The sequence below is a fragment of the Ruegeria sp. CH5 genome (assembly GCF_056537025.1).
Genome location: NZ_JBQFQT010000005.1, coordinates 227,517 through 253,311 on the forward strand (window position 1 = coordinate 227,517; position 25,795 = coordinate 253,311).

The following is a 25,795-nucleotide window of genomic DNA, read 5'->3' on the forward strand; positions in this document are numbered from 1 at the left end:
CTTGAATCCTTGTGTTTTCGCTGCGTTGCACAATAAATAGGCACAATTTTAAAACATTGATTATAAAAGATATTTTTATTCTCGTTTTACAAGTGTATGAAAAAAAAGACATTTTTGTAACGAACCTGTAACAGGATCGAGAGCGGTGCAAAACTTGCAGGGGCAATACCTATTCAAGGCCCACTACATCAGGCGTTTGCCAGCCCAGATGCTGGCCGCCATCAACGCACAAAAGCTGGCCCGTGACCGCATGCGCGTCCAGAAAATACCCAAGAGCCGCGTTGATATCCGAGGGGTTTGCACCGCGTTCCAAGACCGTGTTTTCGCGTTGGGTCTTGAAGTGCTGGGGACTTTGCCGATGTCCCTGCAGGGTTGGACCCGGCCCAATGGCATTGACGCGAATGGCCGGCGTCAGTGCCTGGGCCGCCGTCCGGGTCAATGCCCATAGCCCCATCTTGGCGATGGTGTAGGACATGAATTCAGGCGTCAGTTTGCGCACCCGCATGTCGACCATATTCACGATCAAGCCGGTCGCGACGGGTTCGTCATTCTCATCCATCTCGGGTTCCAGACCCTGGCCCGCCATGGCCTGCGTCAACACGAAGGGCGCGCGCAGGTTGCTGTCCATGTGGCGATCCCAGCTTTGCCGGGTGGCAGTGCGGATGTTGTCGTATTCGAAGATCGACGCATTGTTGACCAGACAGGTGATCGGACCGCCCAGCGCCTCGGCCGCGCGCGGCAAAAGGGTCTGCACCTGATCCTCGTCCAGCAGATCGGCCTTCAGCGCCACGGCAGTGCGGCCCATTGCCTGGATCTCGGACACGGTCTCGGCAGCGGCAGCGCCCGAGGTTGCGTGATGCACGGCAACGTCCATGCCACGTTTCGCCAGGTACAACGCCATGGCCCGCCCCAGTCGAATGCCGGCGCCGGTCACCAGTGCTCGGGTCATGAAGGGGCTCCTTTCAGTCAGATCAGGCCAACAGGATCACGACATATGTGACGTACAGCAGCGTCAAAATGAACCCCCAGACCCGGGTGATGTCTTGCTTGAAGAAGACGAACGGGATCAGCAGCAGGGACGAGCCCAGCATGACCCAAAGATCGAATTGCAGGAATTCGGGGTCCACGGGGATGCGCCCGAACAGCGTGGCAATACCGACAATGCCCAGAAGGTTGAACATGTTCGACCCGATGACGTTGCCCAGAGCAACATCGGCCTGCCGGCGCAACGCGGCCATGACGGTGGTCGCCAGTTCGGGAAGCGAGGTTCCGACCGCGACCAGCGTCAGCCCGATCACCGTTTCACTGACACCGTAGGTCCGCGCAATGATGGTCGCGTTGTCGACCAGAAGATGCGCGCCCATCGGCAGACCAATCAGCCCAAGCACCAGATACAGCGACACCTTCCAGTACGGCATGTCCGGGTCGGCCTCTTCCAGCGCTTCCAGCGCTTCCAGATCCTGCTCTTCCGAGCAGGAGTTGCGATGCGCGTGCGCTTCTCGGAAGGCGTTGAGCAGGATCAGAGCCAACCCCGCCAGCAGGATTGCCCCGCTGAACAGGTTGAATTCTCCGTAAAAGGCCAAACCGATGAACAGAACCGAGGCCAGCAACATGAAGACGTAGTTTCTTCGCGTGTTGCATTCGCTGCTGTGGATCGTTGCCAACAAGGCCGGCAAACCCAGGACCAGAAGGATGTTGGCCGTGTTCGAACCGACGACATTGCCCAGCGCGATACCGGGCGCATTTTCCTCGATGGCCTTGATGGCGATCAGAAGCTCGGGTGCCGAGGTGCCGAAGGCGACGATCGTCAGGCTGACGATCAAGGCCGGAACACCCAGGCGCAGGCTGAGATTCACCGCACCCCGCACCAGCGCGTCACCGGCCAACAGCAGGATCAATAAGCCAAGACCGGAAAGCAGCCAGGCCGTCATCGACGCCCTCCTTGCTCACATGTGCAGGGGCCTTTGCCAATCCGGAACCGACCGCAGCGCGGACATTTCGCGGAATTCAATCTCTGTTGACCGGGAAAGCGCAGCTTTCCGAACATCGCCAGGACCCCCATGGCAACCAGAAACAGAATGACGACCTTGACGATCACGTCACATACCAAAGCGCGCGTAGGCCGCGCGCTCCTCGAGCAGGGAAATGGCGTCCTGCGCCATGTCCGTTCCAAACCGCGACCAGATCGGTCGGCGCAACCCGTAGCGCCGGAATTTGACCTTGTCGCCAAACACTTCCTGCATCTTTGGCTTCAGATGCGCGATGCCGTCGATCAGCCCAAGTTCGTGCGCACGCCGCGCCAGCCAGATTTCACCGGTAAACAGATCGGCGGCCTCGTCCAAACGACTGCCGCGTCGAGCCTTCACATAGGCAATGAAATTCTGATGGATGTCGTCCAACAGTCCCTTGAGACGCGCGACATCCTCTTCTTTTTCGGGAGAGAACGGGTCCAGCATCGATTTGGATTTCCCGGCGGTATGTACGCGCCGTTCGATCCCCTGACGGGCCAGAAACACATGCGCGCCGAACCCCGAGGAGATGACCCCGATCGACCCCAGAACCGAGCTGTCATCCGCCCAGATCTCGTCCGCCGAAGCCGCAAGCCAATAACCACCCGAGGCCGCCACGTCCTCGACAAAGGCATGGACTGGCACCTTGAACTCGTCGGCCAACCGTCGGATCCGCGCACCGATCAGCGAGCTTTGCACCGGCGATCCGCCCGGCGAATTGATCTCGAGCGCGACGGCGGCAGGTTTTCCCTTGCGGAAGGCTTTTTCCAGAACCGGTGCCAAAGAGGCATCGTTCAGCGAAGCTCGGCCAGCCATTCCAATGGCTCCGGACAGGCGAACGACAGCCACGGTTGGCTGCTTGTTGAGAAACGGCAGGCTGAGTTTCATGGGTGCCGATGTAGAGTGCGCCCGCCCCTTAAACAAGGGACCCCACCTGCCATGAACGTGACGTGAACCAAAATCCTGTTCAGCCACGGCAAAAATGCAACGCCCTAGCTGCGGATGCGCCACCCGGTTTTGAAGATCCAACCGATGACCGCCAGGCAGAAGCCGGTAAAGGCCAGGATCGCCAGAAGGCTAAGCAGAATGGGCACGTCCGAAAGCCCGTAAAACGACCAGCGAAAGCCCGAGATCAAATAGACCACCGGGTTGAACAACGAGATCGTCTGCCACACCGGCGGCAGCATCGAAATCGAGTAGAACGTGCCGCCCAGAAAGATCAGAGGCGTCACAACCAGCTGCGGTACCAACGACATCTGTTCGAAATTGCTGGCCCAGATCCCGATGATGAAGCCCAGCAGGGAAAAGCTGAGGCAGGACAGGATCAGAAAGGCGGCCATCGCGAAGGGGTGCTCGATGCGGATGTCCACGAAAAACGTGGCGGTGGTCAGGATCACCAATCCCACGAACAACGCCTTGGTCGCGGCGGCGCCCACATAGCCGATCACGATCTCGATGAAATTCACCGGAGCCGAGAGCAGTTCGTAGATCGTGCCCAGGAACTTGGGGAAATAGATGCCAAAGGACGCGTTCGAGATCGACAGCATCACCACCGACAGCATGATCAGCCCCGGCACGATGAAGGCGCCGTAGGAGACGCCCTCGACCTCCTGGATGCGACTGCCGATGGCAGTGCCAAACACCACGAAGTACAGCGAGGTCGACAGAACCGGTGACAGAAAGCTCTGCGCGAGGGTGCGGAAGAACCGGGCCATTTCGAACCGGTAGATGGCGGCGATGGCGGACCAGTTCATGCGGCATCTCCGGACACGAGGTTGACGAAAATCTCTTCCAGGCTCGATTGCCGGGTCTGAACGTCACGCAACACCAGCCCCGCCTCTGCCACGTCATTCAGCAAAGTGGTGATGCCAGTGCGATCGGCATTGGTGTCGTAGGTATAGATCAGCGCATCGCCCTGCCCGTTCAGCACCAGATTGTGGTGGGCCAGACTGCCGGGAATGTCCGAGATCGTGCGGGTCAGCATGACCTCGATCTGCTTCTTGCCCATCTGCGCCATCAAGGTGTTTTTGTCCTGCACCAGCATCAGTTCGCCCTTGTCGATCACACCGATCCGGTCGGCGATGGCTTCGGCCTCTTCGATGTAGTGGGTGGTCAGGATGATGGTGACACCGGCAGCCTTCAACTCGTCGACGATGGCCCACATATCCTTACGCAGTTCGACATCCACACCGGCGGTGGGTTCATCCAGAAACAGCACCCGCGGCTCGTGCGCCAGCGCCTTGGCGATCAGCACCCGCCGCTTCATGCCGCCCGACAATTCCTTGATCGCGTTCTTGCGCTTGTCCCACAGCGACAGCTTGCGCAGGATCTCTTCGATCCGGGCACTGTCCCGCCCATAGCCGAACAGACCGCGCGAAAACCGTACGGTGTTCCAGACCTTCTCGAACGGCTCCAGCGCAATTTCCTGCGGCACGAGGCCGATCATGCGCCGGGCGGCACGAAAGTCCGTGAGGATGTCGTGCCCCCCTACGGTGACCGTCCCAGACGTGGGCGTGGTAATCCCGCAAACCGTCGAGATCAGGGTTGTCTTTCCCGCCCCGTTCGGGCCGAGCAGGGCCAGGATCTCGCCCTCTTCGATGTCCAGCGATACGCCTTTCAGCGCTTCGAACCCGCCGGCATAGGTTTTGCGCAGATCCTTGATCGAAAGAATTGTAGTCATGCGTTTTCCCAGTTCTGGCCGGGACAGTATCGCGCCAGAGGATTGCCGAACAGACCAAATCCGCACAGTCCTCTGCGCGCAAACGCAGGTTTCACTCGCGCCCGGTCAGGCGACCCAGCCAGCCTTTCTTTTCCCCCTCGGGGGTGTCTTCGCCGCCCTCTTCCGGCGCTGCAGGGCCTTCGAAATGCTGCTGAAGGTTCGAGAAGAACTGATCAGCCATTTTTTTGGCAAAGCCGTCGATCAAACGGCTGCCTAGCTGCGCCAGCTTTCCGCCAACCTTGGCATCCACGTCATAGGCCAGAACCGTTCCACCGTTGTCACTGGCGCTGAACGTGACACTGGCGCTGCCCTTTGCAAAACCCGCCGCCCCGCCTTTGCCCTCACCGGCGATGGTCAGGTTTTGACCCTCAACCATGTCGGACATCGTGACGGTGCCTTTGAACGTGGCCTTTACCGGCCCGACCTTCTGCACCACGGTCGCCTCGTAACCGTCCATAGGATTGCCCGAGACCTCTTGCGCACCGGGCACGCAGTTTTTCAGCACCTCGGGGTCCAGCAGGGCCGCATAGACATCGGACGGCGCCGCCTGAATTTCACGCGTGTCACTCATTTGCATGGGACCACCCCCCTTTTTTGAAATGTCTGATATTCGACCAAAGACCTATCCACGAACTGCCGTTGCGGCAACCGTGTTCCACACATTATCCGCCGCCCCCGGAATCCTGAGCCCGCATGTCGGCAATCCGTTTCTGCACCAGTTCCAGATGCAGACGGGCATCATACTGCCCTTGCCGGTAGGCCGCTGGCAGCCTTAGGTCCGCCAGCTTTTCGTCCAGCACCTGCAACTGGCCTTGCATCCGCACGAGGTCTTCCGCGGAAGGGTTGTCGGCCAGGTCCTGTTCGATCAGACGAATTTCCGGGTAGTGCTGCCAGACACGCCATCGTTGGAAATAGGCGTAGATGCGCGGCAACAATCGGACCAGCGGTAGGACAATGAAAAAGAACGGCAGGAACAGAAGGAAAACCCGATTGACCTGCGCCGCCACCCAATAAGGCAACCAATCATGCCAGGTGGATGGCCCTTCAAGTATCAGTTGCCGCGCAGTGTTGTTGAGGGGCAATGCGGTCCCTTCGATCCCCGGAAAGGCCCCGGGGTCATTGATGATGCCCTGAGCCTCGTGCAAGGCTATCGCCGCCATCGTCAGCCGGTTGACCAACGCCGGATGCAGTCCCGGCCGCACAACCAGTCGCGCCTCGAGAGCGATCAGATCTACCGGGCGCGGCGGCAGAACCGGGTTCAGCGACATACCTCCGGTCGGTACGGTCACCACAGTGGCATAGGACAAACGACGCGAAATCGCCTCGACATGTTCAAGGTTCAGCACCTTCAGTCCCGGCACCTCGTACGCGGCCAGCAGGTAGGGGGCTTCGATCGGCGCAACAAAGACGGCGATGTCCAACGTTCCGTCCAGCAAGGCGTCGGCCGCCTGGTCATAGGGCAGTGCAACATGCACGTTATCCTCTTGGGCCAGCCCGACCGCGCGCTCGAAGTCGCGGAATGCGTCCGCGGTGCCGGACCCGGGCGCACCGCTGTTGATGCTCAACCCACGCCATAACGCGGGATTGGGCGGAATCCACGCATCCTCGCGCGCCATGAAAATCATCGGCTCGAAAAACACCGTCCCGATGGCCTGCGCCCGATCCGGGTCAACTTCGATGCCGCCCTGCAAGAAGGCCACATCCACAGCCCCGTCTTCCAGGAGACGCGCATTTTCGACCGACCCTGCGGTTTCGACGATCTCGAGCCGAATGTCATCCTCGGCAAGGATATCGGAATAGTCCTGCGCCACTTCGATATAGGCACCACCCGCCGGTCCGGCTGCCATGCGCAGGTCGCCGGGCGGGTGCAGCAGAAGGATGATTGCCACCAGAACCGCCAAGACCATGGCGGCACTGATCGTGATCCAAAGACGCATCCTACCCCTCGCTGATCCACCCCGGACAGCACGCTACGCCGCTGGCCCCAAGCTGGCAAGTATTCCGATGTGTTTGTTGATTTTTCCCGTTCCGGATCAGACCGATGCCAGACGCCGCGTCGCCGCCGGTCGGTCTTGCAATCCTGCTGGGCCCCGGCCAGCATCGCCGCGAAGGAGTGCTACTCATGCTCAACGGAATCCGCATCGTCGAAATCGAGGGGCTCGGCCCCGGCCCGTTCGCCGCCATGCTGCTGGCGGATCTGGGGGCCGATGTCGTGACCATCCACCGCAAGGGGGGCGCCGTCACACCCGGCATGCCGGACCGATCCGTGCTGGACCGGGGCAAGCGCTCGATCGCGCTCGACCTCAAGGACCCCGACGACCTCGAAACCGCCCGGCGCCTGATCGAAACCGCCGATGCGTTGATTGAAGGCTTCCGCCCTGGCGTGATGGAGAAGCTGGGTTTGGGGCCCGAAGCCTGCCACGCCCTGAACCCGGCGCTGGTCTATGGCCGCATGACCGGCTGGGGCCAGGACAGCCCGCTTGCCGACACCGCAGGACATGATCTGAACTACATCGCCCTGTCGGGGGCGCTTTGGTACGGCTCACCACCGGGCGCCGAGCCGATGACCCCGGCCACGCTGGTCGGCGATATCGGCGGGGGCGCGATGTATCTGGTCACCGGCATACTGGCCGGGCTGCTGAACGCGCGCACAACCGGCACGGGCACGGTCGTCGACGCTGCCATCTACGACGGCTCGGCCCACATGATGAACCTGCTGATGAGCCTGCGCCAGACAGGCAACCTGTCCGACACGCGCGGCCAGAGCCTGCTGGACGGCCCGCATTGGAGCCGTACATACGCCTGCGCGGATGGCGGCTTTGTTTCGGTCCAATGCCTCGAACCGAAATTCTATGCCCAATTCCTGGAAATCCTGGGCCTGTCCCAAGACCCGGCGTTCCAGCAACAATACGACAGCACGCTCTGGCCAGATTTGACCCTGCGCCTGGCGGAAATCTTCGCAACCAAGCCGCGCGACCATTGGGCCAAACTGTTCGAAGGATCAGACGCCTGCGTCGCCCCGGTGCTCAGCCCCGACGAGGCCGCAACCCACCCGATGAACACCGTCCGTCAAACCTGGCGAGAAACAGACGGCACCCTGCAGGCCGCCGCCGCCCCGCGCTTCTCCACCCATCAATGGCAGCCGAAACCCAGCCCGGCCCGCGGCCAACACACGACCGAAATCCTTACGGAACTTCAGGCTCTCAAGAAGACCTGACACACCCTTCATCTGGCCAGCGGCCAAGAGGGGGCTGGCCCCCTCGCACGCCGCCTACCTGCCGCGCACCGTGTCGATCATCAACTGTACATTCTCCGGGTCGGCATCCGGCGTGATCCCGTGACCCAGATTGAAAATATGCGGCCCCTTGGAAAAGGCGCGCACGATGCGGCGGGTCTCATCCACCAGCGCCTGCCCACCGGTGACCATGTGAGACGAGGCCAGGTTGCCTTGCACGCAGCCATCCACCTGCACATGTTCGGCGGCCCATTCCGGCGCAACCGAGTTGTCCAGCGCCACGCAATCGACACCGGTGGCCTTCGCGAAACCGACATAGCCCTCGCCCGCCTCGCGCGGGAAACCGATGACCGGAATGCCCGGGTGGCGTTCCTTGAGCGCCTGAGTGATGATCCGGCACGGCTCGACCGCGTATTTGTTGAAAGCCTCGCCTTTCAGCGATCCAGCCCAGCTGTCGAAGATCTTGACCACCTCGGCCCCCGCTTCGATCTGAGCCGACAGATATTCGATCGTGGCCGCAGTGATCCGGTCCAGCAACGCCTCGAACAGCGCGGTGTTTTCCTCACGCAGGGCGTGGGCGGGGCCCTGATCAGGGGTGCCACGCCCGGCGATCATATAGGTCGCAACGGTCCACGGGGCGCCGGCAAAGCCAATCAGAGTCGTCTCGGACGGCAACTCGCGCGACAGGATGCGCACGGTTTCATAGACGGGTGACAGTGTCTCGTGAATCGCATCAACCGGTTTCAGTGCATCGAAATCCGATTGCTGCGTGATCGTTGACAGGCGCGGCCCTTCGCCGGTGACGAACCAAAGGTCGGCGCCCAGCGCCTGCGGCACCAGCAGGATGTCGGCAAACAGGATCGCGGCATCGAACCCATAGCGGCGGATCGGCTGCAGCGTCACCTCGGCCGCCAGATCGGGGGTGTAGCACAGCGACAGGAAATCGCCCGCCTGTTCCCGCGTCGCGCGGTATTCCGGCAGATAGCGTCCGGCCTGTCGCATCATCCAGATCGGCGGCGTGTCCAGTACCTCGCCCGCCAGCGCCCGCAGCAGTTTCTTGTTCTCGGCCATGTCAGCCCCCACTATTCCGGTTCGCGCAACGGGTCCGCCTTCAGCGGCAAAATGTCAAGCGCGGCCCCCATTGTCAGGGCAATGTGACGCGACTAAAGCTGTGCCCATGACTTTGACCCTGCCCACCCCCGCATCGCCGCTGAAGATCGGCACCCGTGGTTCGCCGCTGGCGCTGGCCCAGGCCCATGAAACCCGTCAGCGGCTGTGCGATGCCTTCGACCTGCCCGAACAGGCGTTCGAGATCTTGGTGATCAAGACCACCGGCGACAACCGCGCCATGATCGACGCGGACCGCCCGTTGAAAGAGATCGGAAACAAGGGCCTGTTCACCAAGGAAATCGAAGAGGCGATGCTGGGTGGGGACATCGACATCGCCGTGCACTCGACCAAGGACATGCCGGTTGAACAGCCGCAGGGGCTGGTGCTGGACACGTTCCTGCCGCGCGAGGACGTGCGCGATGCCTTCATCTCGCCCCGCCTCAACTCGATCCATGACCTGCCCAAGGGTGCGGTCGTCGGCACCTCGTCGCTGCGGCGGCGGGCCCAGTTGCTGCACCGCCGGCCTGATCTGAACGTGGTCGAGTTCCGGGGCAACGTGCAAACCCGGCTGAAGAAGCTGGCCGATGGTGTGGCCGAATGCACGTTTCTGGCCATGGCCGGCATCCGCCGCCTGAACATGCAGGACGTACCTGCAACTGCGATCTCGCCCGACGACATGCTGCCGGCCATCGCGCAAGGCACGATCGGCATCGAGCGCCGCGCGGACGACCACCGGGCCGCCGAGATGCTGGAAGCCATTCATCACTCTGAAACGGCCTGTCGTTTGGCGGCCGAGCGCACGTTGCTGGCCGCGCTGGATGGGTCTTGCGAAACTCCGATTGCCGGTCTGGCGGAACTTGCCGATGGGCAGTTGCGCCTAAGCGGCGAAGTACTGCGCCCGGATGGATCGGATGCCATCAGTGAGAGCGAGACCGGTTCGACGGAGGACGCAGCGGAAATGGGCCGGGCCATGGCGGCAAAACTGCTGCACCGTGCCGGGCCCGGATTCTTCGAGTGGAGAAATTTGTAAAAAAGTTTCTGCGAATGTGAACTGCTTCACTGTCGCCCCGGTTGAAATCGGGCATCAATGTGACATCCCGATTGGGAATGTGGATCAGTCTCGAGTGTATCGAAGTTTTAGTTCGTGATTTTGTAGATAGTATTCGAGGGGGCGAGACTGAGAACCCTGTCCGATCGAAACGGGTCGTGCCTTTGAAAAAAGGCGCGGCCCGTTTTGACTCTGCGGCTCGCAATGGGTCCCTGTCATCCCGGAAACCGGTGCACGTTGCCATGATGACTGAACATCGCCTGGCCCGAGCGGATGTCGAACCGGAAATCAGCCGACCTTCCCGGCAAGGCCGCATAGAACGCGCGCAGGCCCGGTTCGACCAAGCCTGCTTGGGCGCTGCAGGCTTCGCTCAAGCGCTGTATTTCGTCGTGAGACCGCCGTGCACGTATCGCAGTGATCAGATCCTGATGCATCTCCTGCAGCTTCTGGAAATCCGCGCTATGGGCCAACGCGCTGTCACCGACCAAAGCAAAAATCGGCTCCAGTTCGGTCTTGCCTTTCAGATGAACAAGCCCTGCTTCGAGCATCGCGAGATCGGCGCCAGCGGCCTGTGAGACTGAGCTTGAGATCAGGATGTCATATTCGACCTGGCGGCAACTTTGCTCGATTCGAGCGGCGACGTTGACCACATCTCCGATCACCGTGTAGTTGAATCGCCGCCGCGAGCCGATGTTGCCGACACAGGCCATTCCCGTGGCGCATCCTGTCGCCAATGCGATCGGAGGATGCCCGCGCATCGTGTCCGATGCGTTGAACTCGGCCAGAGCTCGCCGCATCTGCAACGCAGCCTGCGCCGCCAGAAGCGGGTGCCGTTCCACCGGAACCGGCGCGTTCCAGAACGCCATGACCGCATCCCCGATGAATTTGTCGATGGTGCCTTTTTCGTGCAGGATCCGGTCTCCGATGACCGAGAACAGTTCATTGAGCAGCGCGACCAGGTCCGTGGCCGACACCCGCTCGGACAATGGTGTAAACCCGCGAATGTCCGAGAACATGACCGTGATTTCCTGCGTTTCACCACCCAGTTGCAGTTCGTGTCCGGTTGCATCCATCTCGTCCAGGATCTCGGGCGCGACATAGTGCGAGAAGATCCGCCGGATCACCCGCTTTTCCCGCTCGGTCGATATGAACAGATAACCGGACAACAGCCCGAAATTGGCCATCCCGCCGGCAAGCGGGAAGGTTGCATCGAACAGCACGGACTGGTTCTGAAACGCCAACCAACTGACCCCGACAACCACGGCCGCCGCGATGCCGCCGGCCATGAACGAGGCAACCGCACCAAAACTGGACATGACGACCGTGACGACGACTCCCAGGATGATGAAAGCCAGAAGCTCGAGGGCGGCGGTGACATCCGACCGGGTCAGCATGTCGCCCAGCAGCGCCTGCTCGATGACTTGGGCGTGGATGGAGACGCCGGGAACGGACTCTCCCAACGCAGTCTGATGCATGTCGAACAGACCTGCCGCCGACGTTCCGATCAATACGATCCGGCCTTCGATCTGGCTGCGCAGAACCGGATCATCTGCGGATTGCAGTATGTCATTGGCCGACAGGTAGAGCCCAGGATCATCCGGTCTGTACCTGACCCAGACCTCTCCGTTTTCCGTTGTGGGCAGGACCAGACCCGCCAATTCGACCGACAGCACGATGCCGGCCTCGCCCTGAGCCCCTTCGATGAAGATCACCGGCTCGCCCGTCGCGACCCTCAGAGCCTCCAGCCCAAGTCCGGGCAGAACACCGCTTGGCCCCTGCCACAACACCGGAACCCGACGCACCACGCCCGTGCCGCCCAAAGGTGAAACATTCACACCGCCGATCCCGGTTGCATCCCGGTCCAGCGGTGGCGCCAGCGGAGTCCAGTGGGGCACGGACACCAGCCCGGCGGCCGGGTTTTCGCCGATCTCCACGATCCCGGCCTTCGGGGCAATGTCCTGATCCCCTCCGGTCAATCGCGCCGCCACACCCATCACGACGGGCCAGTTCGAAACCTCGGCCCCGAACAAGATGTCATTGTCCAGCTGGGCGGCCTCCTTTTTGGCGCTGAGAATGTCAGCCAGGGCCGGATCACTCAGCAGCCGCGACGGTGAATACCGATCGGGCTCGGCGAACAACATGTCAAAAGCGATTGAAGCGGCGCCATACTCGCCCAGACGTTCGACCATCTGCGTCAACAGGGTCCGGGGCCAGGGCCATTGGCCCCAATTCTCGAGCGACGTTTCGTCGATATCGACGACCCGGACCGGCAAATCGGGGTCGAAGGCGCGCGGGGACAACCGCTGCAACACGTCGAAATAGATCAGCCGGGACATGCGGACCGGATAAGGGTCCAGTACCCGCAGCAGACAACCAAACAGGATCAGACCCAGGCCCACCAGCCGAAAAGCACGGCGCCGTCCGGCCTTCTCGTGCTGCCTGACGCTCACGTCAACCTCTGCTCGCCAGAAACGACATGGACAACGCTCTAGCCATCGCCGCCGGACCCAAAGACACCGCCGCCAGTATCCCGCCGATCATCTACAGTTTCGGGCCGGTCGCCCGGCCTGTCGAACTGCCCGACCGGATCCGGTTGTTCGGGCGGCGCGGCAACCGCTGCCTTGACCTGCCTCTGCGGCGGAGCGGACCGGCGCGGTTCGGGCGCGTCCGACTTCGCGCGCGGCGCAGGTTGGGATTCACCCGAGCAACCTTCGACATCCACCTGCAAAGGCGGTTTGAGGTCTTTCTGCGACTGAATGAAAGGAAAACCGCTGACCACGGCCTTGTCATACATCGCCTGATCGACCGGCCGCCCGACCGCACCACGCTGGCTGGTTGCATACAAGCTGCAAATCCGGCCCGTAGATCGGCAAGAGCCGCCGAGGCCACACATCTGAACCGTGCCGTGCAGCACGAGCATCGCGCTTTGGTTTCCCGGCGCGATCCACATGTCAAATACCGTGCCCCGCACCGCCATGGTGGCCGTCGGCGTCTTGATGGAGTAGGCGCCTTTCCTGCTTTTGCCCGAGATGAACCGGAAGCTTCCACCCAGCGCCTCGACAGCAAAGCTTTTAGCCTTGCGGTTGCCGCGCAACATCTTCACGTCCAGAACCATCCGCGCATTGGGACCAACCGCGATCTTCGTGTCATCCACAAAGACAAGCTGAACCACGCCATTCGCATCCGTGACGATCGAGTCGCCGGACAACACCTCCATCCCATTACGCAGGGGCAGCGTTTTGCCGCCACGGGTCACGTCCGCCCCCTGTTTCACGCTGATTACGGTTCCGATATTTGCCCAACTGAGGGCAGGAACGCAAAGAACGAAAAAACCAACCAGAACAATCTTCAACCAAGCCAAAATGCCAGCCCTTCCCCCAAAGGTTACTGTAGAGCGCGGATGCGCTCACTGCCCGGCCAGCCTCTGAAACTGTTTTTTTGGATCAATCAAAATGACTAAAATCTTAGCAAATATGCATCCATTGGCATGTAATTGGCAAGTTTTCTGTTCCTATGCCTGTTCAGCGGAGAAGTTGAGCCGCCGAGTTCAGTCAAAAGAAACGGCCGTTTCTGCAACTCAAACCACCTGGCACTGGTGATCCAGCAGAGCGCGTTCCAACGCCAAAGGCAGGCAACCTCTCCAATTGGTTCAGCCGTTTGCGACACCCATCATTTTGCAGATGCAGTTCCCTACCGCACCTGGCTCGCCCAAATTTTTGTGTCCGATTACGTACTCTGGCCGCGCGTACATTCTCCGGCCAACCGACGTTGGGACAGCGAAACCAAATCGAAGCAGAACGCGAATCCACGCATGGTTCTTGAAAATCCAACAGCAAGACATAGTGACCACGCCTTTGCCCAAGCGGGTGCAGACCCAAGCGATTCCAAGCGTTTTCAAGGGCTTCGCCCAATCCGGCAAAAATTTCCGGTGGTGCAGGAATTGGCCTTGTATTTCCGTCGCTTGCACGGCTATACCCGTCGGCGGAGACGTGGCCGAGTGGTCGAAGGCGCTCCCCTGCTAAGGGAGTAGGCGGGAAACCGTCTCGAGGGTTCGAATCCCTTCGTCTCCGCCATTACACATTAATACGGCTAAGATAGTGAAGGGCTTGCTTGCAAGTTCTACACTTTTGCTGCGCGCCTTCGCCGGTGCTCCGCCAGCTTCAAGCACCGTTTGGCTGGTGATCCGCCAACGGGCCTCGAACACTCAGCGTTTCAACAACAGTATAAAGAAGACCCCTCCCAAAAGACCCGTGACCACGCCAACGGGGATGTCCTCGGGGGCCATTGCGGTTCTGGCGACCACATCCGCCCATAGCAGAAACAAACCACCCAGAATTGCTGACAGAGGGACGACGCGTCGGTAGTCTCCGCCGACAAGGAACCGCACGATATGCGGAACCATCAGACCGACGAAGCCGATCATGCCCGAGAAGGCCACCATGACTCCGGTGATCAGCGCGCCAGCTGCAAAGACACCAAGACGAAACCGCGCCACTGCAATGCCCAGCGAGCTTGCAGTCTCATCCCCGATGGTCATCGCGTTCAGCCTGGCGGCCTGAAGCCATAACCAGGTGCTGCATGGCAGCAGGATCGCCAGCGGGTAGATCAGGTATGACCACTGAGCCAACCCTAACCCGCCCAACATCCAGAACACGACCGTATGAGCCGCCTTGGGGTCGCCGAGGAAAATCAGAATGTTGGCGCCAGCCATGATGACGAAGGACACCGCCACACCGGTCAGGACCAGGCGATCCGCGCTTGTGGCGCCGGCCCAGCGGGCAACGCTCAGGACCGTCAGCGTGGCCGCCAAGGCACCCAGAAACGCCATAACCGGCACGGTGAGAAGTCCCAGAAACAAGCCGGTATGCAACAAGGCAAGAATGGCTCCAAACGCGCCGCCGGCCGATATGCCCAGCAGGTGCGGATCGGCCAGCGGGTTTCTTGTGACCGCTTGGAGGGTGGCCCCGACAATCGCCAGTCCGGCCCCGACCATGACGGCAAGCAAGGCGCGCGGAAAACGGATTTCCCAGATAATCGCGGCGCGGCCCTTTGACCATGTCGGCTCGCCCGAGGATAGGCCGGTTTCGTGCAGCAACACTCCCCAAACGGTCTTGGTGGGCACCGAAATGGCCCCCACCGAGATCGCAAAGGACAAGGAAACGACCATCACGACTAGCCCCACCAGCATCGCCGCCCAGAGCGGTAGTACCCGGCGCGCCTGCACTACGCGCATTTAGTTGCCGACCAAGGCAGCCGGGCCCCAAAAGCCATGGGCGAGCTTCCGAACCGCCTTGATGTTGCGCGGTCCGGGTGTGGCCTCGACATATTCCAGAACCACGAAACGATCGTTCTTGACCGCGTCCAGATCTGCAAATGCAGGATTATTGACCATGAAGTCCCGCTTCTGCTCGGCGGTGACGTCGCCATAATTGACGATCACAATAACTTCGGGGTTGCGATCGACGACTTCCTCCCAAGTGACGGTCGCCCAGCTTTTCTCGAAATCATCCATGATGTTGACGCCGCCTGCGGCCTCGATCAGAGCGGTCGGCATGGCATAGCGGCCGGCAGTGAACGGCGTATCCTCGCCGCTGTCATAGACAAAGACACGCAGCGGTTCGTCCGAAGGATTCAGGCTGAATGTGATCTCAGCAAGTTCGGCCTTATATCCCTGGACCAGCTTTTGCGCCCTGTCTTCGACACCGAAGATACGACCGAGGTTCAGAAGATCGTTGTACATGTCGCTCATGCTGGCTTTGGGCTTGTCGCCGATATGGATGCAGCTTTCAGTCAGTTCGTAGACTTTGATCCCGAAGGGTTCGAGCGTCTCCGGCGTCACCTCGCCACCCACTTTCATCCCGTAGTTCCAGCCTGCGAAATAGAAATCGGCATCTGCGCCGACCAGCACCTCTTTGCTGGGATACTTGGCCGACAGCTCGGGCAGCTGCTGCACTCCGGCGCGCATGTCTTCGTCCAACGTCTTCCAGCCGGAAATGCCGGTATATCCCACCATCCGGTCGGCCAAGCCCAGCACCAGCATCATTTCCGTCAGGTTCACGTCGTTCGAGACCGCCGCCTTGGGCGGTTCGTCAAAGGTGACGGTTCGATTGCAACTTTGCACGGTGGTTTCCGCGGTCGCGGTGTTGGCGGCCAAAGCAAGGCCCAGGGCCAGGGTGGTCGGTTTCATTTCAAGCTTCCTTCTGGTTGGGGGTGGGGAGTTGATAGGTCAGGTGAGGTTTGTGACTGAGGCTGAGCTGCTCTTGCCGGGCGGTGACTTCGAACGTGTCAGAGACCAGCCTGTCACTCAGCACTGTCTGGGGTGGGCCAAAGCCGCAGGGTCGACCGTTCTTCAGAACCAGAACACGGTCGCAGACATCGGCAGCCAAGTTCAGGTCGTGCAGCGAGGTGACGATCGTCAGATCGAGGTCCCGGATCAGCCGCAACACCTCTAGCTGGTGGCGGATGTCCAGGTGGTTGGTAGGCTCGTCCAGCACAAGAATCCGGGGTTCCTGGGCAAGGGCGCGCGCGACCATCACACGCTGACGCTCGCCGCCGGACAGAGTGGCCAGCCCACGGTCGGTAAACCCGTCCAGATCCATTCGGTGCAGCGCGGATTCGATGATCTGGTGGTCACGACTGCCGGGCGTGGACAGGCCCAGCCGGTGCGGCACCCGCCCCAACGCCACGATGTCGCGCACGGTCAGCGCGAAATCCGAGGGCTGCTCCTGCAGCACGGCGGCTACCTGACGCGCCAGCGCCCGGCGGGCCATTCTTTTGACGGATCCGCCGTCCACCAGAATGTCGCCCGAGGACGGACGGTGATAGCCGTAGATCATCCGCAGAAGGGTTGTCTTGCCGGCACCGTTCGGCCCTACAACCCCCATGACCTGCCCGCGCATCAGCAAAAAACTGGTCTCGTGCAGCACCAACGGCGCTCGTTTTCGCGGCGCCCAAGTGACGGCATCCACCGACAGCAAAGGCGCGCTCATGAGGCGCAATCCGCATTTTCCGAAGACGCAGCCATCGCGGCTGGAATGCGGGCCAGCGTCGCGTGGCGAAGCCCGGCCGGGCGGTCGACCGAGCTGCACCATCCATCGCGCAACTGCTGGTACAGCTGGGCGAATTCCACCAATGCCCCGGTCTCTTCAGACGTCAGGCCGCCAAACAGGTAAGATGCCTTGCCCGGCGCGTGATAGGCGACGGTACAGGGTCGGGTGCACCCGGCCATGCAGGCCGCACCGGAAACGTCAAAACCTGCCAAACCGTCGTCTTCGGCCAGCGCGGCGCGCAATCGTCCGATCAGGTCAGGCCCGGGGCGTACGGCTGCGCCCTTGGGTCGGCAAGATAGGCAAACCGTGATGTGATGTGTTGATTGTCGGCTCACTTCGCCCTCCGCGAAATCGCGGGGCGGAAAGGGAACCAGTCATGTCAGCGGCGCAAGCCGAAAAAGCCATCTTGGCCTCCTTCCGGGACACCCCGCCCGGGTTGAGTTGCGTTTGATGATGGCAGGTCTCCTGACTCGCGATGTATGGCTTGCCCCGCCTTCCCAGACCTATCGGCCCAGTGGCATCCGGGGGTCGCACACCGCCTACAGTTGCGGGGGCAGTCACGGAATTGGCGTCAGAACGGCGCCGCACCGTATTCCCTTTTACCCGACCGCCGAAACGATCGGGAACCATCAGCGCAAATCTCATCCATGAGTCGGGTTGCACTGTCAACGACGTTCTGGGCGGGTGCGTAATGGAGGTATCCAGGCGACCCTTCGGCACCACCTGAGCGACAGACCGGGCCGCGAATCACGTCGTTTTGACCAACTGGATTAAGATAGCTCGGAAGGTCCCGAAACACGGCGGCGCAAGCGGGCCGACTGCCAAGCCTCCGTGAGCGGCCTCGCCTCTTCTCTTTGAATGCAGAAGCCTATCGTTGGCAAGCGTACAAAATTTACGCGCGGAAAAATCATTGATTTATCCTGTGATTGATTCAAACATACGAATTCGACACAACTTTAGCTTTACCTCCGTTGTTGTCGCTGTCGCCCGTTTCGTCGGGCCCTTCCGACTGCTGGAGTGAGTGCTGGCGGTCGGAAGGCATTTCACGAAATTCAGCGTTGGGAGGACGCGGTGCCCGGACTTAACTTACGAACCCTTCCTCGAAACTTCGCACCGGTTTTTGCCCATGACGTCGTTGCGTCAGCACGCTTTGTTCACGGTCCCGGGGATCGGCAGAATATCTGTCTGCCAGCTATGTCATTGGCGGCAAAACCGGGGACCGCATAGACGTGAGCACGCAAAAAGGACCACCTATTCCACAAGCATCAGCGAACCCAAGAGGAGAAGAAAATGATTAACAAAGTTATGATGATTTCAGGCGCGACGTGTTTCGCACTGCTTGCGGCCTGTGACGACACCAGCACGTCAAGCGCACCTGCCGAACTGACCCCCGCCCAACAGGCGTGTCTGCGAGACGTGGCCAAAACAACAAACAATTCGCAAGTGGTCGTGCTCTCATCCGCGTTCAGCGAGGCTGGAACACAAGTTACCGTTGGGGTTGGAGAGGATCGGGCTCCGTGGAATTGTATTGCCTACAGTGATGGCGCGACAGCTGGTATCGAGTTCCTCGGCGACGAAGGCGCACTTTGACCCGTTTGATGCGTAGCCGGAATCGGCTGCGCAGCGCTGGCTTGATACTCTGAGGTCCGGCATGGTTTGCAGAATAACCATCATCGCGTTTGCCTCCCTTTACCTGTTGGCGTTGTTTGCGTTCCTGACCGGTACATTTGGCTGGTTCGGACAGGAACGAGACCCGTTGTCCGGCGTATTCCTTTTGCCGCTGGGACTGCCTTGGGTCTTTGCGGTGGACCTTTTCTCAGAGTCGGCCAAACCGTGGCTCGCGGCGATTGCACCGGTGCTCAACCTGTTGGCACTGGTTTTGATATGCAGATGGGCACGTGGTTTGCGCCAGGAATGAAGGCGGAACTCTTTCCCGCAAAATGGGAGGAAAACATGGGAAAAGTGATCTTGGGGCTTGTGATCGGGCTCATCCTCGGCGTGGTTGGAGCGATGACCTTGGGCGGCGGGGCAGCGATGGGTGTCGGCGTTGCGACAGGCTTGTCCGCCGGTGTTTGCACCACATTGAAGGGAGCTCAGGCCGAGAACCTGATCACCGCCGAACAAGCAGATCAGATCCTCAATCGCGTGAACTCCGAGATGGCGTCATTGCAAGGAATTGAAACGAACGACGAGATCGTCGGCAGCGCACAGGCATGCGACGAGTTTCTGGCACAGTTGCGGGAAGCGCAGTGAGGATTCTGCTCACCGGAAACACAACACTTAGGATAGACCGACAGAGGACCTGCTTATGAAACGCAGTTTTTTGAACCTTTTAACTCCCGCCCTTGCGATCAGCGGAACAGCCGCGCTGGCCATGTCAGACGCCGATGACGCGTGCATCGACCATCTGCGGCAGGTCGGTGGTCCGGACGGTCAATCCGGCACGATCGAAAGCTCACAGTTCTCGGAAGCCGGCACGCTCGTCATGCTGCGTGACGCCGGCGGAACACTTTGGCGCTGCATTGCGTACAAGGACGGAAGCATTGGCGAGATGTCGGTTGTCGAGGCGATGGATGATGGTGGCGGAGCCATGGACGGCGCCGCCGGGTCTACAGGTAGCCAGCGCGTCAAATTCGATGCCGGATCCACCGGCGCCGAGCTCGTCGGTCAACTCGCGCCAGGGGAATCGCAGCAATACGTTCTTGGCGCGAAGAACGAACAGTTTCTTTACGTCCGCGTTGCTCCGCGAAATGGCTCTTTGGACTACGTCATTCGCAACCCCGATGGGTCTGAATTGTTAGGATTGATGTCTGCGGACAAGGAGTATCGCGGACAGCTGTGGCAATCCGGCGATCATGTTGTCGAAGTCATCAACCGCGGCAGCTCTGCCGTCGACTACAACGTCATTTTTGGAATTGAGTAGGTGATCGACCTGAAACCCTGAACCGCATTTCCAAAACAATCAGGAAGAACAGATGAAATCCAAGACTCTAGTGGCGATCGGCGCGGTCAGTGTCTCTGTGCTTGCAGGATGCGACGAAAGTGGCGGATCAGTGGAAGCAAGTGCTCCTACCGTGGGCAGTTCCAGCGATCTGTCGTCATTTGAAGGCGCAAGAGCGGGTCAGGCTGAAATGGGCATTCAAAGTCTCGGGTTTGAACTCATCCGAAGCGAAGGGCTGACCTCGTACTGGTTCAACAAGGAGACCGGTGCTTGTGCTCGGATCACGACATCTGAGGGAAGATACTCGGACGTAGCGATGCTGCCGTCAGGTGACTGCTGACACGCATTCATCAATCCCAAATCTGCAAAAAGGAGCTTCAACTTGCATTTCGATCTGGCACATGCGGCAGTTATCGTTGTCGCCTTGATCATCACCAACCTGGCCTTGAAATCGGCCGGCGTGATCAACGAAGAAAACAAACACCAATGGAACTGGAAAGTTTTTCTGGCCTACTTCGTGGTCATATTTATCATCAATCTGGTGTGGCCGATCTAAGGCTTCAGGGCGGCAAGCCAACCGCCGATCTGACCTGGTTACCGTGAACGCGCCTCTCGGCGGGACTGCCGGCAGGAAAAGCGTGAGCATCGCTGGCTGAAAACAGAAAGGAATACGCATGCGGTTTTTGACGTACCTCATATTCATCGGTGTTCTGGCAACTGCGGCGAATTCTGACGTGACCAGTCGAAACGGTGGCCCAAGCAACAGCCAGATGCTCTCTAGGGGCAGCGACGGAGGCGTCGACGGCGTCGCTTTCTTTCGCCCAGTCCTAAGCGGCGTTTTGTACCGCTCTGGCTTCAAGGGCGGCGACAAGGGTCGAACGGGCTTGAGCAACGCTCAGCGCGAAACACTGTGCGATGAAGGGTTTTCGGCCGGGTTTTATGCGGATTTCGGCAAGAACACCGAATACGGCCGCACCAGCTGTGGAAACGGAGCCTTTGACTATCAGAGCGCCAGATCGTCCCGCCCCGGCAGTGTCATGGCCGCCATACACCAGGTGATTGAGGACCCTGGAAAGGGTCCTGTCCTGGTGCACTGCATGTGGGGCGTTCATTCCTCAGGCGCCTTGTCGGCAATGGCGCTTGTTCAGTTTTGCGGCTGGACGGAAGACAGGGCCAAGAAATATTGGAATGATGCCCGAAACGGGGCCCCATGTTCGGGCGGGTGTGACCAGTGGATTGACTCGAAATTCTCAAACTTCAGTTTCGACCCCAGTTTGAAGATCTCCGCCGAACAACAGGCCGCGATTTGCCCCAAATGACATCGGGAGGACTATCCAAATGAGGTTCAATCTTCTGGGGTCACTGGCTCTCATTGCACCCACAGCCTTGTGGGCGAGCGACGATGTTCGCGGAGAAGCCACGACATTTGATAGTCCCAATGGTGTTACGGAACGCTGCATTCGGATCGAAAAAGTCCCAACGGGCGAGTACAAGAACAGCGATCTTGAGGAAGAAACGGCCTATTGCGAGATCGATTTCTATGCGCCCGAAATCGCCATTTGCCCAAAAACCTGGAGCACCAGCCCAGGAATGGCCGTCTACGATATTTCGGAAGGACCCTACGTGGGGAACCGTTCCGAGTTCGAGAGAAACGCTTGCAAAGAGGGCAAGTCGGCAAAAGAACTGGCCAAGGGCAGAGTGGCCAAATTCAAATCCACCATGAACCAGAAGGGTACAAGCGGAACGTTTTCAACCTCGTCGCTGCTTTACTATCATTTCTCAAGGTATTTCGACGCGACGGTGAAAGTTCCGGTGGCGGTCTGGCGCAGCATGGACGCTCAGGCGCATCTTACCGAGGTTGCAGAGCCCGGCCTTGCGATTTCCGGCGGATCTCATGGCGGGCGCATGAACCATGAAGGCTGGCGGGTTTTCGTGGCTGCGGATGCCGACCCGAACTCGTACCAACCGACGGATGATCTGTTCACCGCGGATCGAACGCAGATATACGGTGTCCTGCTTGATAGCCCCGGTCATCGCTACGGCTCGGAAATCAACGGCACCCGCAAGTCCGGTTGGGGCAAAGGCCAAAATCGCGATTTTCAGGAAACACCCGCTTTCCTGGCCTTGCGGTCGTCAAAACCCTTGCCCGAGGCCATTGCAGAGGGTGTCAGGGAAGGCCGAAAGGACCGGCAGATCAACGAGGACCTCGGCCCCGATGTCAGCGACCAACAGATGGCCTTCTGGATGCAGGAGCTTACCGAAATTGTTCTGCTCGACTTCATCTTCAGCCAGCAGGACCGTGTGGGAAATATTGATTTCACGCCCCACTGGTATTGGGTCGAAGACGGAAAACTCAAACACAAGAAAACGAATCACCATCAGCCGAATGATGGAGACGTTCCCGCCGATGCAATATTGATCCGTCGCAGCAATCTGAACGACAACGATGCCGGTGGGCGGGTCGAATATGCCAACTTCGCGAAATCCACTCAGATGCTGGAGAAAATGCGGCATTTCTCTCCAAACACATACCGGCGGCTGGTTGCGTTGAACAGTGACCTTCAAACGCAAGGCCCGGTTTACGGCTGGTTGTCACAAAGCTTTGGGTTGTCGGACCGTCAGATTGCGCAGGTCGTCAAAAACACTGCGCTGGCAACATCCATCCTCAAGAGCAATTGTGCCAAAGGCGATCTGGTGTTTGACTTGGACCCTGTCACATTCTTTTTGAACAAAAATACCGAGGCGGAGGGCCTGGACTGCAATGATCCGTAAGCGTTCGATCACTGTCGCGGCGTTCGTTTGGACGGTCGTGCTCGCCTGCAAAGCGGCCGCTTTGGATGTGATCGTCATATCGGATCTGAACGGCAGCTATGGCTCGGTCAAATACGATGCCCGCATCGAAAAGGCGATCAAGCGGATAATCGAGATTGATCCCGATCTGGTGATTTCGACGGGCGATATGGTCGCCGGACAGCGCATCCCCAACCTTTCAGACAAACAGGTCAGAGAGATGTGGAAGGCGTTTCACATGGCGGTATCCGACCCGCTGGAGGCTGCCGGAATTCCATTTGCGGTCACGCCGGGAAACCATGATGCGTCGGCCTATCGCGGGTTCGAGCGCGAGAGAAAAATATACGCCGAGGAATGGGGCCCGAGAAAACCAAACGTCAACTTCCTGATGTCGGATGACTATCCGTTCTTCTACGCGTTTGAAATGCAGGGGATAACCTTTGCGTCTTTGGATGCCACGACCCTTGGGCCACTATCCGGCGATCAGCCGGACCAACTTGTGCAACTTGGGGCAGGTGGAGACCCGATTGTCACGTTCAGCCACCTCCCGCTGTGGCCGTTTGCGATCCAGCGCGAACGCGAAATCATCGGTGACCCGACGCTTGAAAGAATCTATCTGCAAAGCGGCGTCGTTCTGCACCTGTCTGGACACCATCATGCTTTTTACCCTGGCTGGAAAGACGGCGTGGCCTATGTTTCGCAAGCTTGCTTGGGTGGTGGCCCGCGGCGGCTAATCGGTGATCGCGCCAGGTCACCTCACAGTTTCACGCATGTCACCTTCCAGCCGAACGGAGAGTTTGGGATAGCAGTATATCGAGGGCCGGATTTTGAAAGGTCTGTCGACTTCAAGTCGCTCCCGAAAGAGATCAGATCCCCGAATGCGGTGTTGAAACGTTTAGACCTTGTGAAATGACTAGAAGCTGAGTTTCAACTCGACTTTTTCGGGGACCAAATCGTTTATCATCTCTTCGATGCGGGCCTCGGAAAGTCCACCCGAGGTAATGAAAAGCAATGAAATTCGGGATTTGCCGGGTACATGGTGTTTTCTGATCAGCTTCCAGCCGGCGTCGGCGGCCATCGCTTCAATGGCGCTGCTGACGTTCAATGAGTGCTCCTCGTCCGAAGCCTTAAGCGATATTTCAACGCCCTTGTTTCGCCCTCCGAGCCAAATGAAACACCAACAGACAACCGCCACCAGTGTGGCCATCAGCGGCAGGCCCAACCCGACCGCAAGCCCAAGAACGGTTACGACGATCAATTCGACAGTGTCTATCGGATCATCCAAATTGGAGCGAAATCTGAGCAATGCGCCGATGCCGAAGATAACGAACCCGATCATTGACCCGTGCTGGACGACAAGGAACCCCACCGCCATGCCGATCAGCGCATACAGGAAGAAGAGCCTGGGCATTACTATGTCGCCGACACTTCTACGGGCTTTACGCCGCACCGGATGATAGACGATCAAGCCGGCCAGAATGATCGTGACCAGCACATCAAGAGAAAAGAAATACAGTTCCTGTTTGCCGCGAAACTGGATCCATCTGCGTTCGATCAGAATTTCCGATTCCGATGCCCCGGCAAGCATCGTTGCCGGGTCGATTTGCGACATCGCCGCAGCGGGCAACAGCAGCATCAACAACACAGTCACAAACGGGAAAATCGTATTCAACTCATCGTCCTTCCTGCTTGTGCCCAGACAGTACACGTCATCACGCGCAAATCGCGCCCCTTACAAGTCAATCCCAACAAGGAGGATCAGGTAAAGAGTTCAAAGCGCATTCTTCCGACATCGCAGACAAGTTGTGATACGAATGCGATAAAGAAGTGTGTTCCACACACGAGAAAACCGAAGGGCAGAAAGCACGTGTATCCGTCAAAACCTGAAGTTTCACGGCGCTTGTGCAAATTTGGAAGATCCGCTCTTGCAGCCAGCTTACTAGCGGCAGCGTTTTTGCCTTGGACCGGAGCTGCCTTTGCAAAAAGTACTGATCTGATTTTGGTCGACAGATTCAAGGTGGCGGACAAATCAGGGGGGTTTTCAGAACCTTCCGGTTTGTCGCTGTCCAACGCTGAAGGCTTCCTGTGGTCTGTAAGCGACGCTGAGCCCAAACTGCACCTCCTTGGAATCGACGGAGTATTGGGAAACTCCTTCCAGTTGCCGTCTTTGGCCGGATCAGATTTGGAGGGCGTCGCGTCGCGAAGAGATGGGTCGGTTTTGCTCCTTCAGGAAACCGATCGATCGATATTGGTCGTTCAACCAACCGACCCTATCCAACTGACAAGGGTCCCACTTGCCTCCCTCAAGGGGTACCCGGCCGCTGCCGAACTGCTTGTCGGCAACCCACTGAACAAGGGGCCTGAGGGCATCACCGTCGATCCGGACACTGGGCGAGTATTCGTTGTCATTGAAGGACAACCGCGTCTGTTGCTGGTCGTCTCACCGGACCTGACTGAAATTCAGGAAGTCATCCCTTTGGATCGTGGATCTGGTTTTCTCTCGGATCGCGTGAATGACGATGAACTGGATGTAAGCGGTTTGGCTTGGTCCGTGTCAGGTGTGCTGTGGATTCTCAGCGACAAGGGACGCCAGATCTTTTTGTACGATCCAGAGACGAGAAAAGCAGATACGATCGAACTGACGTATATGAAAAACGGAGACCGAAAGGTCGTAAAGCACCCCGAAGGGATCGCCTTGGATGAGGCCAAAGGGCTTCTCTACATCCTCACAGACGATGGCGAGAAGTCGCGCCTGTACGTTTTCAATATCCCTGAGTTTTGATCGCTATTGTACGGAACTCACACCGAAGGGATGACTTAGCCAAGCAAGCCCGCATTGGGTCCAACTTCCTTGATCCGCACCACTCAGAACCGCTCCCAGGCCGCGTTTTTTG

27 protein-coding genes, 1 tRNA gene and 1 riboswitch are annotated in these 25,795 nt (G+C 59.2%); of the genes, 13 read left to right on the forward strand and 15 right to left on the reverse strand.

The features are described 5' to 3' along the window. Positions 1-169: 169 nt before the first annotated feature. The 7 genes from ACR0JC_RS16035 to ACR0JC_RS16065 all read right to left on the reverse strand — a co-directional run bounded on the left by ACR0JC_RS16035 (position 170) and on the right by ACR0JC_RS16065 (position 6,665). Positions 170-949 carry an SDR family oxidoreductase gene (locus ACR0JC_RS16035; protein ID WP_170343066.1) on the reverse strand — a complete coding sequence of 260 codons (780 nt, stop codon included), beginning with the start codon at positions 947-949 and terminating at the stop codon, positions 170-172. A 22-nt stretch (positions 950-971) separates the two neighbouring features. Then, on the reverse strand, positions 972-1,931 hold the full coding sequence (locus ACR0JC_RS16040; protein ID WP_170343067.1) for a calcium/sodium antiporter: 960 nt from the start codon (positions 1,929-1,931) through the stop codon (positions 972-974). A 168-nt stretch (positions 1,932-2,099) separates the two neighbouring features. Next, a complete protein-coding gene (locus ACR0JC_RS16045; RefSeq protein ID WP_093963578.1) occupies positions 2,100-2,897 on the reverse strand; it encodes a S49 family peptidase in 798 nt (265 codons plus the stop codon). Positions 2,898-3,001: 104 nt separating this feature from the next. After that, positions 3,002-3,763 carry an ABC transporter permease gene (locus tag ACR0JC_RS16050; protein WP_093963579.1) on the reverse strand — a complete coding sequence of 254 codons (762 nt, stop codon included), beginning with the start codon at positions 3,761-3,763 and terminating at the stop codon, positions 3,002-3,004. Next, the gene (locus ACR0JC_RS16055) at positions 3,760-4,689 is read right to left on the reverse strand and encodes an ABC transporter ATP-binding protein (RefSeq protein ID WP_480763992.1); all 930 of its coding nucleotides are present in this window, start codon (positions 4,687-4,689) and stop codon (positions 3,760-3,762) included. The genes ACR0JC_RS16050 and ACR0JC_RS16055 overlap by 4 nt, the downstream gene beginning before the upstream one ends. A gap of 91 nt (positions 4,690-4,780) precedes the next feature. Next, positions 4,781-5,305, reverse strand: a complete 525-nt coding sequence (locus ACR0JC_RS16060) for an SRPBCC family protein (RefSeq protein WP_170343069.1) — start codon at positions 5,303-5,305, stop codon at positions 4,781-4,783. Between the two features lie 85 nt (positions 5,306-5,390). Next, positions 5,391-6,665 (reverse strand): TAXI family TRAP transporter solute-binding subunit, encoded by a 1,275-nt coding sequence (locus ACR0JC_RS16065; RefSeq protein WP_093963582.1) that lies wholly within the window; start codon positions 6,663-6,665, stop codon positions 5,391-5,393. Positions 6,666-6,850: 185 nt separating this feature from the next. Between ACR0JC_RS16065 and ACR0JC_RS16070 the strand changes: the two genes are divergently transcribed. After that, the gene (locus ACR0JC_RS16070) at positions 6,851-7,945 is read left to right on the forward strand and encodes a CaiB/BaiF CoA transferase family protein (protein ID WP_170343070.1); all 1,095 of its coding nucleotides are present in this window, start codon (positions 6,851-6,853) and stop codon (positions 7,943-7,945) included. A gap of 54 nt (positions 7,946-7,999) precedes the next feature. Here ACR0JC_RS16070 and hemE read toward each other — a convergent pair whose 3' ends face one another. Then, positions 8,000-9,034 carry a uroporphyrinogen decarboxylase gene (hemE, locus tag ACR0JC_RS16075; protein WP_170343071.1) on the reverse strand — a complete coding sequence of 345 codons (1,035 nt, stop codon included), beginning with the start codon at positions 9,032-9,034 and terminating at the stop codon, positions 8,000-8,002. Between the two features lie 106 nt (positions 9,035-9,140). Between hemE and hemC the strand changes: the two genes are divergently transcribed. After that, on the forward strand, positions 9,141-10,103 hold the full coding sequence (gene hemC, locus ACR0JC_RS16080) for a hydroxymethylbilane synthase (RefSeq protein ID WP_170343072.1): 963 nt from the start codon (positions 9,141-9,143) through the stop codon (positions 10,101-10,103). Between the two features lie 233 nt (positions 10,104-10,336). Here the strand turns inward: hemC and ACR0JC_RS16085 are convergent, their stop codons facing one another. Both ACR0JC_RS16085 and ACR0JC_RS16090 read right to left on the reverse strand, forming a co-directional pair. Continuing rightward, positions 10,337-12,571 (reverse strand): CHASE2 domain-containing protein, encoded by a 2,235-nt coding sequence (locus ACR0JC_RS16085; protein WP_367647316.1) that lies wholly within the window; start codon positions 12,569-12,571, stop codon positions 10,337-10,339. A gap of 38 nt (positions 12,572-12,609) precedes the next feature. Then, positions 12,610-13,395 (reverse strand): FecR family protein, encoded by a 786-nt coding sequence (locus tag ACR0JC_RS16090; RefSeq protein ID WP_367646319.1) that lies wholly within the window; start codon positions 13,393-13,395, stop codon positions 12,610-12,612. A 709-nt stretch (positions 13,396-14,104) separates the two neighbouring features. On the opposite strand from ACR0JC_RS16090, the gene ACR0JC_RS16095 reads away from it, so the two are divergent. Continuing rightward, positions 14,105-14,194, forward strand: a tRNA-Ser gene (locus ACR0JC_RS16095). Between the two features lie 131 nt (positions 14,195-14,325). Here ACR0JC_RS16095 and ACR0JC_RS16100 read toward each other — a convergent pair. The 4 genes from ACR0JC_RS16100 to ACR0JC_RS16115 are packed head-to-tail and all read right to left on the reverse strand — an operon-like array spanning position 14,326 to position 17,505. Further along, the gene (locus tag ACR0JC_RS16100) at positions 14,326-15,354 is read right to left on the reverse strand and encodes a FecCD family ABC transporter permease (RefSeq protein WP_170343096.1); all 1,029 of its coding nucleotides are present in this window, start codon (positions 15,352-15,354) and stop codon (positions 14,326-14,328) included. Continuing rightward, a complete protein-coding gene (locus ACR0JC_RS16105; protein ID WP_170343097.1) occupies positions 15,355-16,308 on the reverse strand; it encodes an ABC transporter substrate-binding protein in 954 nt (317 codons plus the stop codon). 1 nt (position 16,309) lies between these two features. After that, entirely contained in the window at positions 16,310-17,110 is an 801-nt protein-coding gene (locus ACR0JC_RS16110; protein ID WP_170343098.1) for an ABC transporter ATP-binding protein, read from the reverse strand. Then, a complete protein-coding gene (locus tag ACR0JC_RS16115; RefSeq protein ID WP_170343099.1) occupies positions 17,107-17,505 on the reverse strand; it encodes a DUF1636 family protein in 399 nt (132 codons plus the stop codon). The genes ACR0JC_RS16110 and ACR0JC_RS16115 overlap by 4 nt, the downstream gene beginning before the upstream one ends. Positions 17,506-17,608: 103 nt before the next feature. Next, positions 17,609-17,816, reverse strand: a riboswitch (cobalamin riboswitch). A gap of 644 nt (positions 17,817-18,460) precedes the next feature. Between ACR0JC_RS16115 and ACR0JC_RS16120 the strand changes: the two genes are divergently transcribed. The 9 genes from ACR0JC_RS16120 to ACR0JC_RS16160 all read left to right on the forward strand — a co-directional run bounded on the left by ACR0JC_RS16120 (position 18,461) and on the right by ACR0JC_RS16160 (position 23,814). Continuing rightward, on the forward strand, positions 18,461-18,760 hold the full coding sequence (locus tag ACR0JC_RS16120; RefSeq protein ID WP_170343100.1) for a hypothetical protein: 300 nt from the start codon (positions 18,461-18,463) through the stop codon (positions 18,758-18,760). 61 nt (positions 18,761-18,821) lie between these two features. Beyond that, the gene (locus tag ACR0JC_RS16125; RefSeq protein ID WP_217361089.1) at positions 18,822-19,088 is read left to right on the forward strand and encodes a hypothetical protein; all 267 of its coding nucleotides are present in this window, start codon (positions 18,822-18,824) and stop codon (positions 19,086-19,088) included. Then, complete coding sequence (locus ACR0JC_RS16130; RefSeq protein ID WP_170343101.1) at positions 19,085-19,423, forward strand: hypothetical protein; 339 nt, start codon at positions 19,085-19,087, stop codon at positions 19,421-19,423. The genes ACR0JC_RS16125 and ACR0JC_RS16130 overlap by 4 nt, the downstream gene beginning before the upstream one ends. Before the next feature lie 55 nt (positions 19,424-19,478). Beyond that, complete coding sequence (locus ACR0JC_RS16135; protein ID WP_170343102.1) at positions 19,479-20,093, forward strand: hypothetical protein; 615 nt, start codon at positions 19,479-19,481, stop codon at positions 20,091-20,093. A 52-nt stretch (positions 20,094-20,145) separates the two neighbouring features. Further along, entirely contained in the window at positions 20,146-20,451 is a 306-nt protein-coding gene (locus tag ACR0JC_RS16140) for a hypothetical protein (RefSeq protein ID WP_170343103.1), read from the forward strand. 42 nt (positions 20,452-20,493) lie between these two features. Continuing rightward, positions 20,494-20,667 carry a hypothetical protein gene (locus ACR0JC_RS16145; RefSeq protein WP_170343104.1) on the forward strand — a complete coding sequence of 58 codons (174 nt, stop codon included), beginning with the start codon at positions 20,494-20,496 and terminating at the stop codon, positions 20,665-20,667. Positions 20,668-20,785: 118 nt separating this feature from the next. Further along, positions 20,786-21,430, forward strand: a complete 645-nt coding sequence (locus ACR0JC_RS16150; protein WP_170343105.1) for a protein-tyrosine phosphatase family protein — start codon at positions 20,786-20,788, stop codon at positions 21,428-21,430. A 19-nt stretch (positions 21,431-21,449) separates the two neighbouring features. Beyond that, positions 21,450-22,883: a hypothetical protein gene (locus ACR0JC_RS16155; RefSeq protein ID WP_170343106.1), complete on the forward strand. Its 1,434-nt coding sequence runs from the start codon at positions 21,450-21,452 to the stop codon at positions 22,881-22,883. Between the two features lie 67 nt (positions 22,884-22,950). After that, complete coding sequence (locus tag ACR0JC_RS16160) at positions 22,951-23,814, forward strand: metallophosphoesterase family protein (RefSeq protein WP_367646372.1); 864 nt, start codon at positions 22,951-22,953, stop codon at positions 23,812-23,814. Here ACR0JC_RS16160 and ACR0JC_RS16165 read toward each other — a convergent pair whose 3' ends face one another. Next, a complete protein-coding gene (locus tag ACR0JC_RS16165) occupies positions 23,815-24,573 on the reverse strand; it encodes a DUF4956 domain-containing protein (protein ID WP_170342381.1) in 759 nt (252 codons plus the stop codon). A 327-nt stretch (positions 24,574-24,900) separates the two neighbouring features. Between ACR0JC_RS16165 and ACR0JC_RS16170 the strand changes: the two genes are divergently transcribed. Then, positions 24,901-25,683, forward strand: coding sequence for an SdiA-regulated domain-containing protein (locus tag ACR0JC_RS16170; RefSeq protein ID WP_480763993.1), 783 nt, complete (start codon positions 24,901-24,903; stop codon positions 25,681-25,683). Positions 25,684-25,795: the final 112 nt, after the last annotated feature.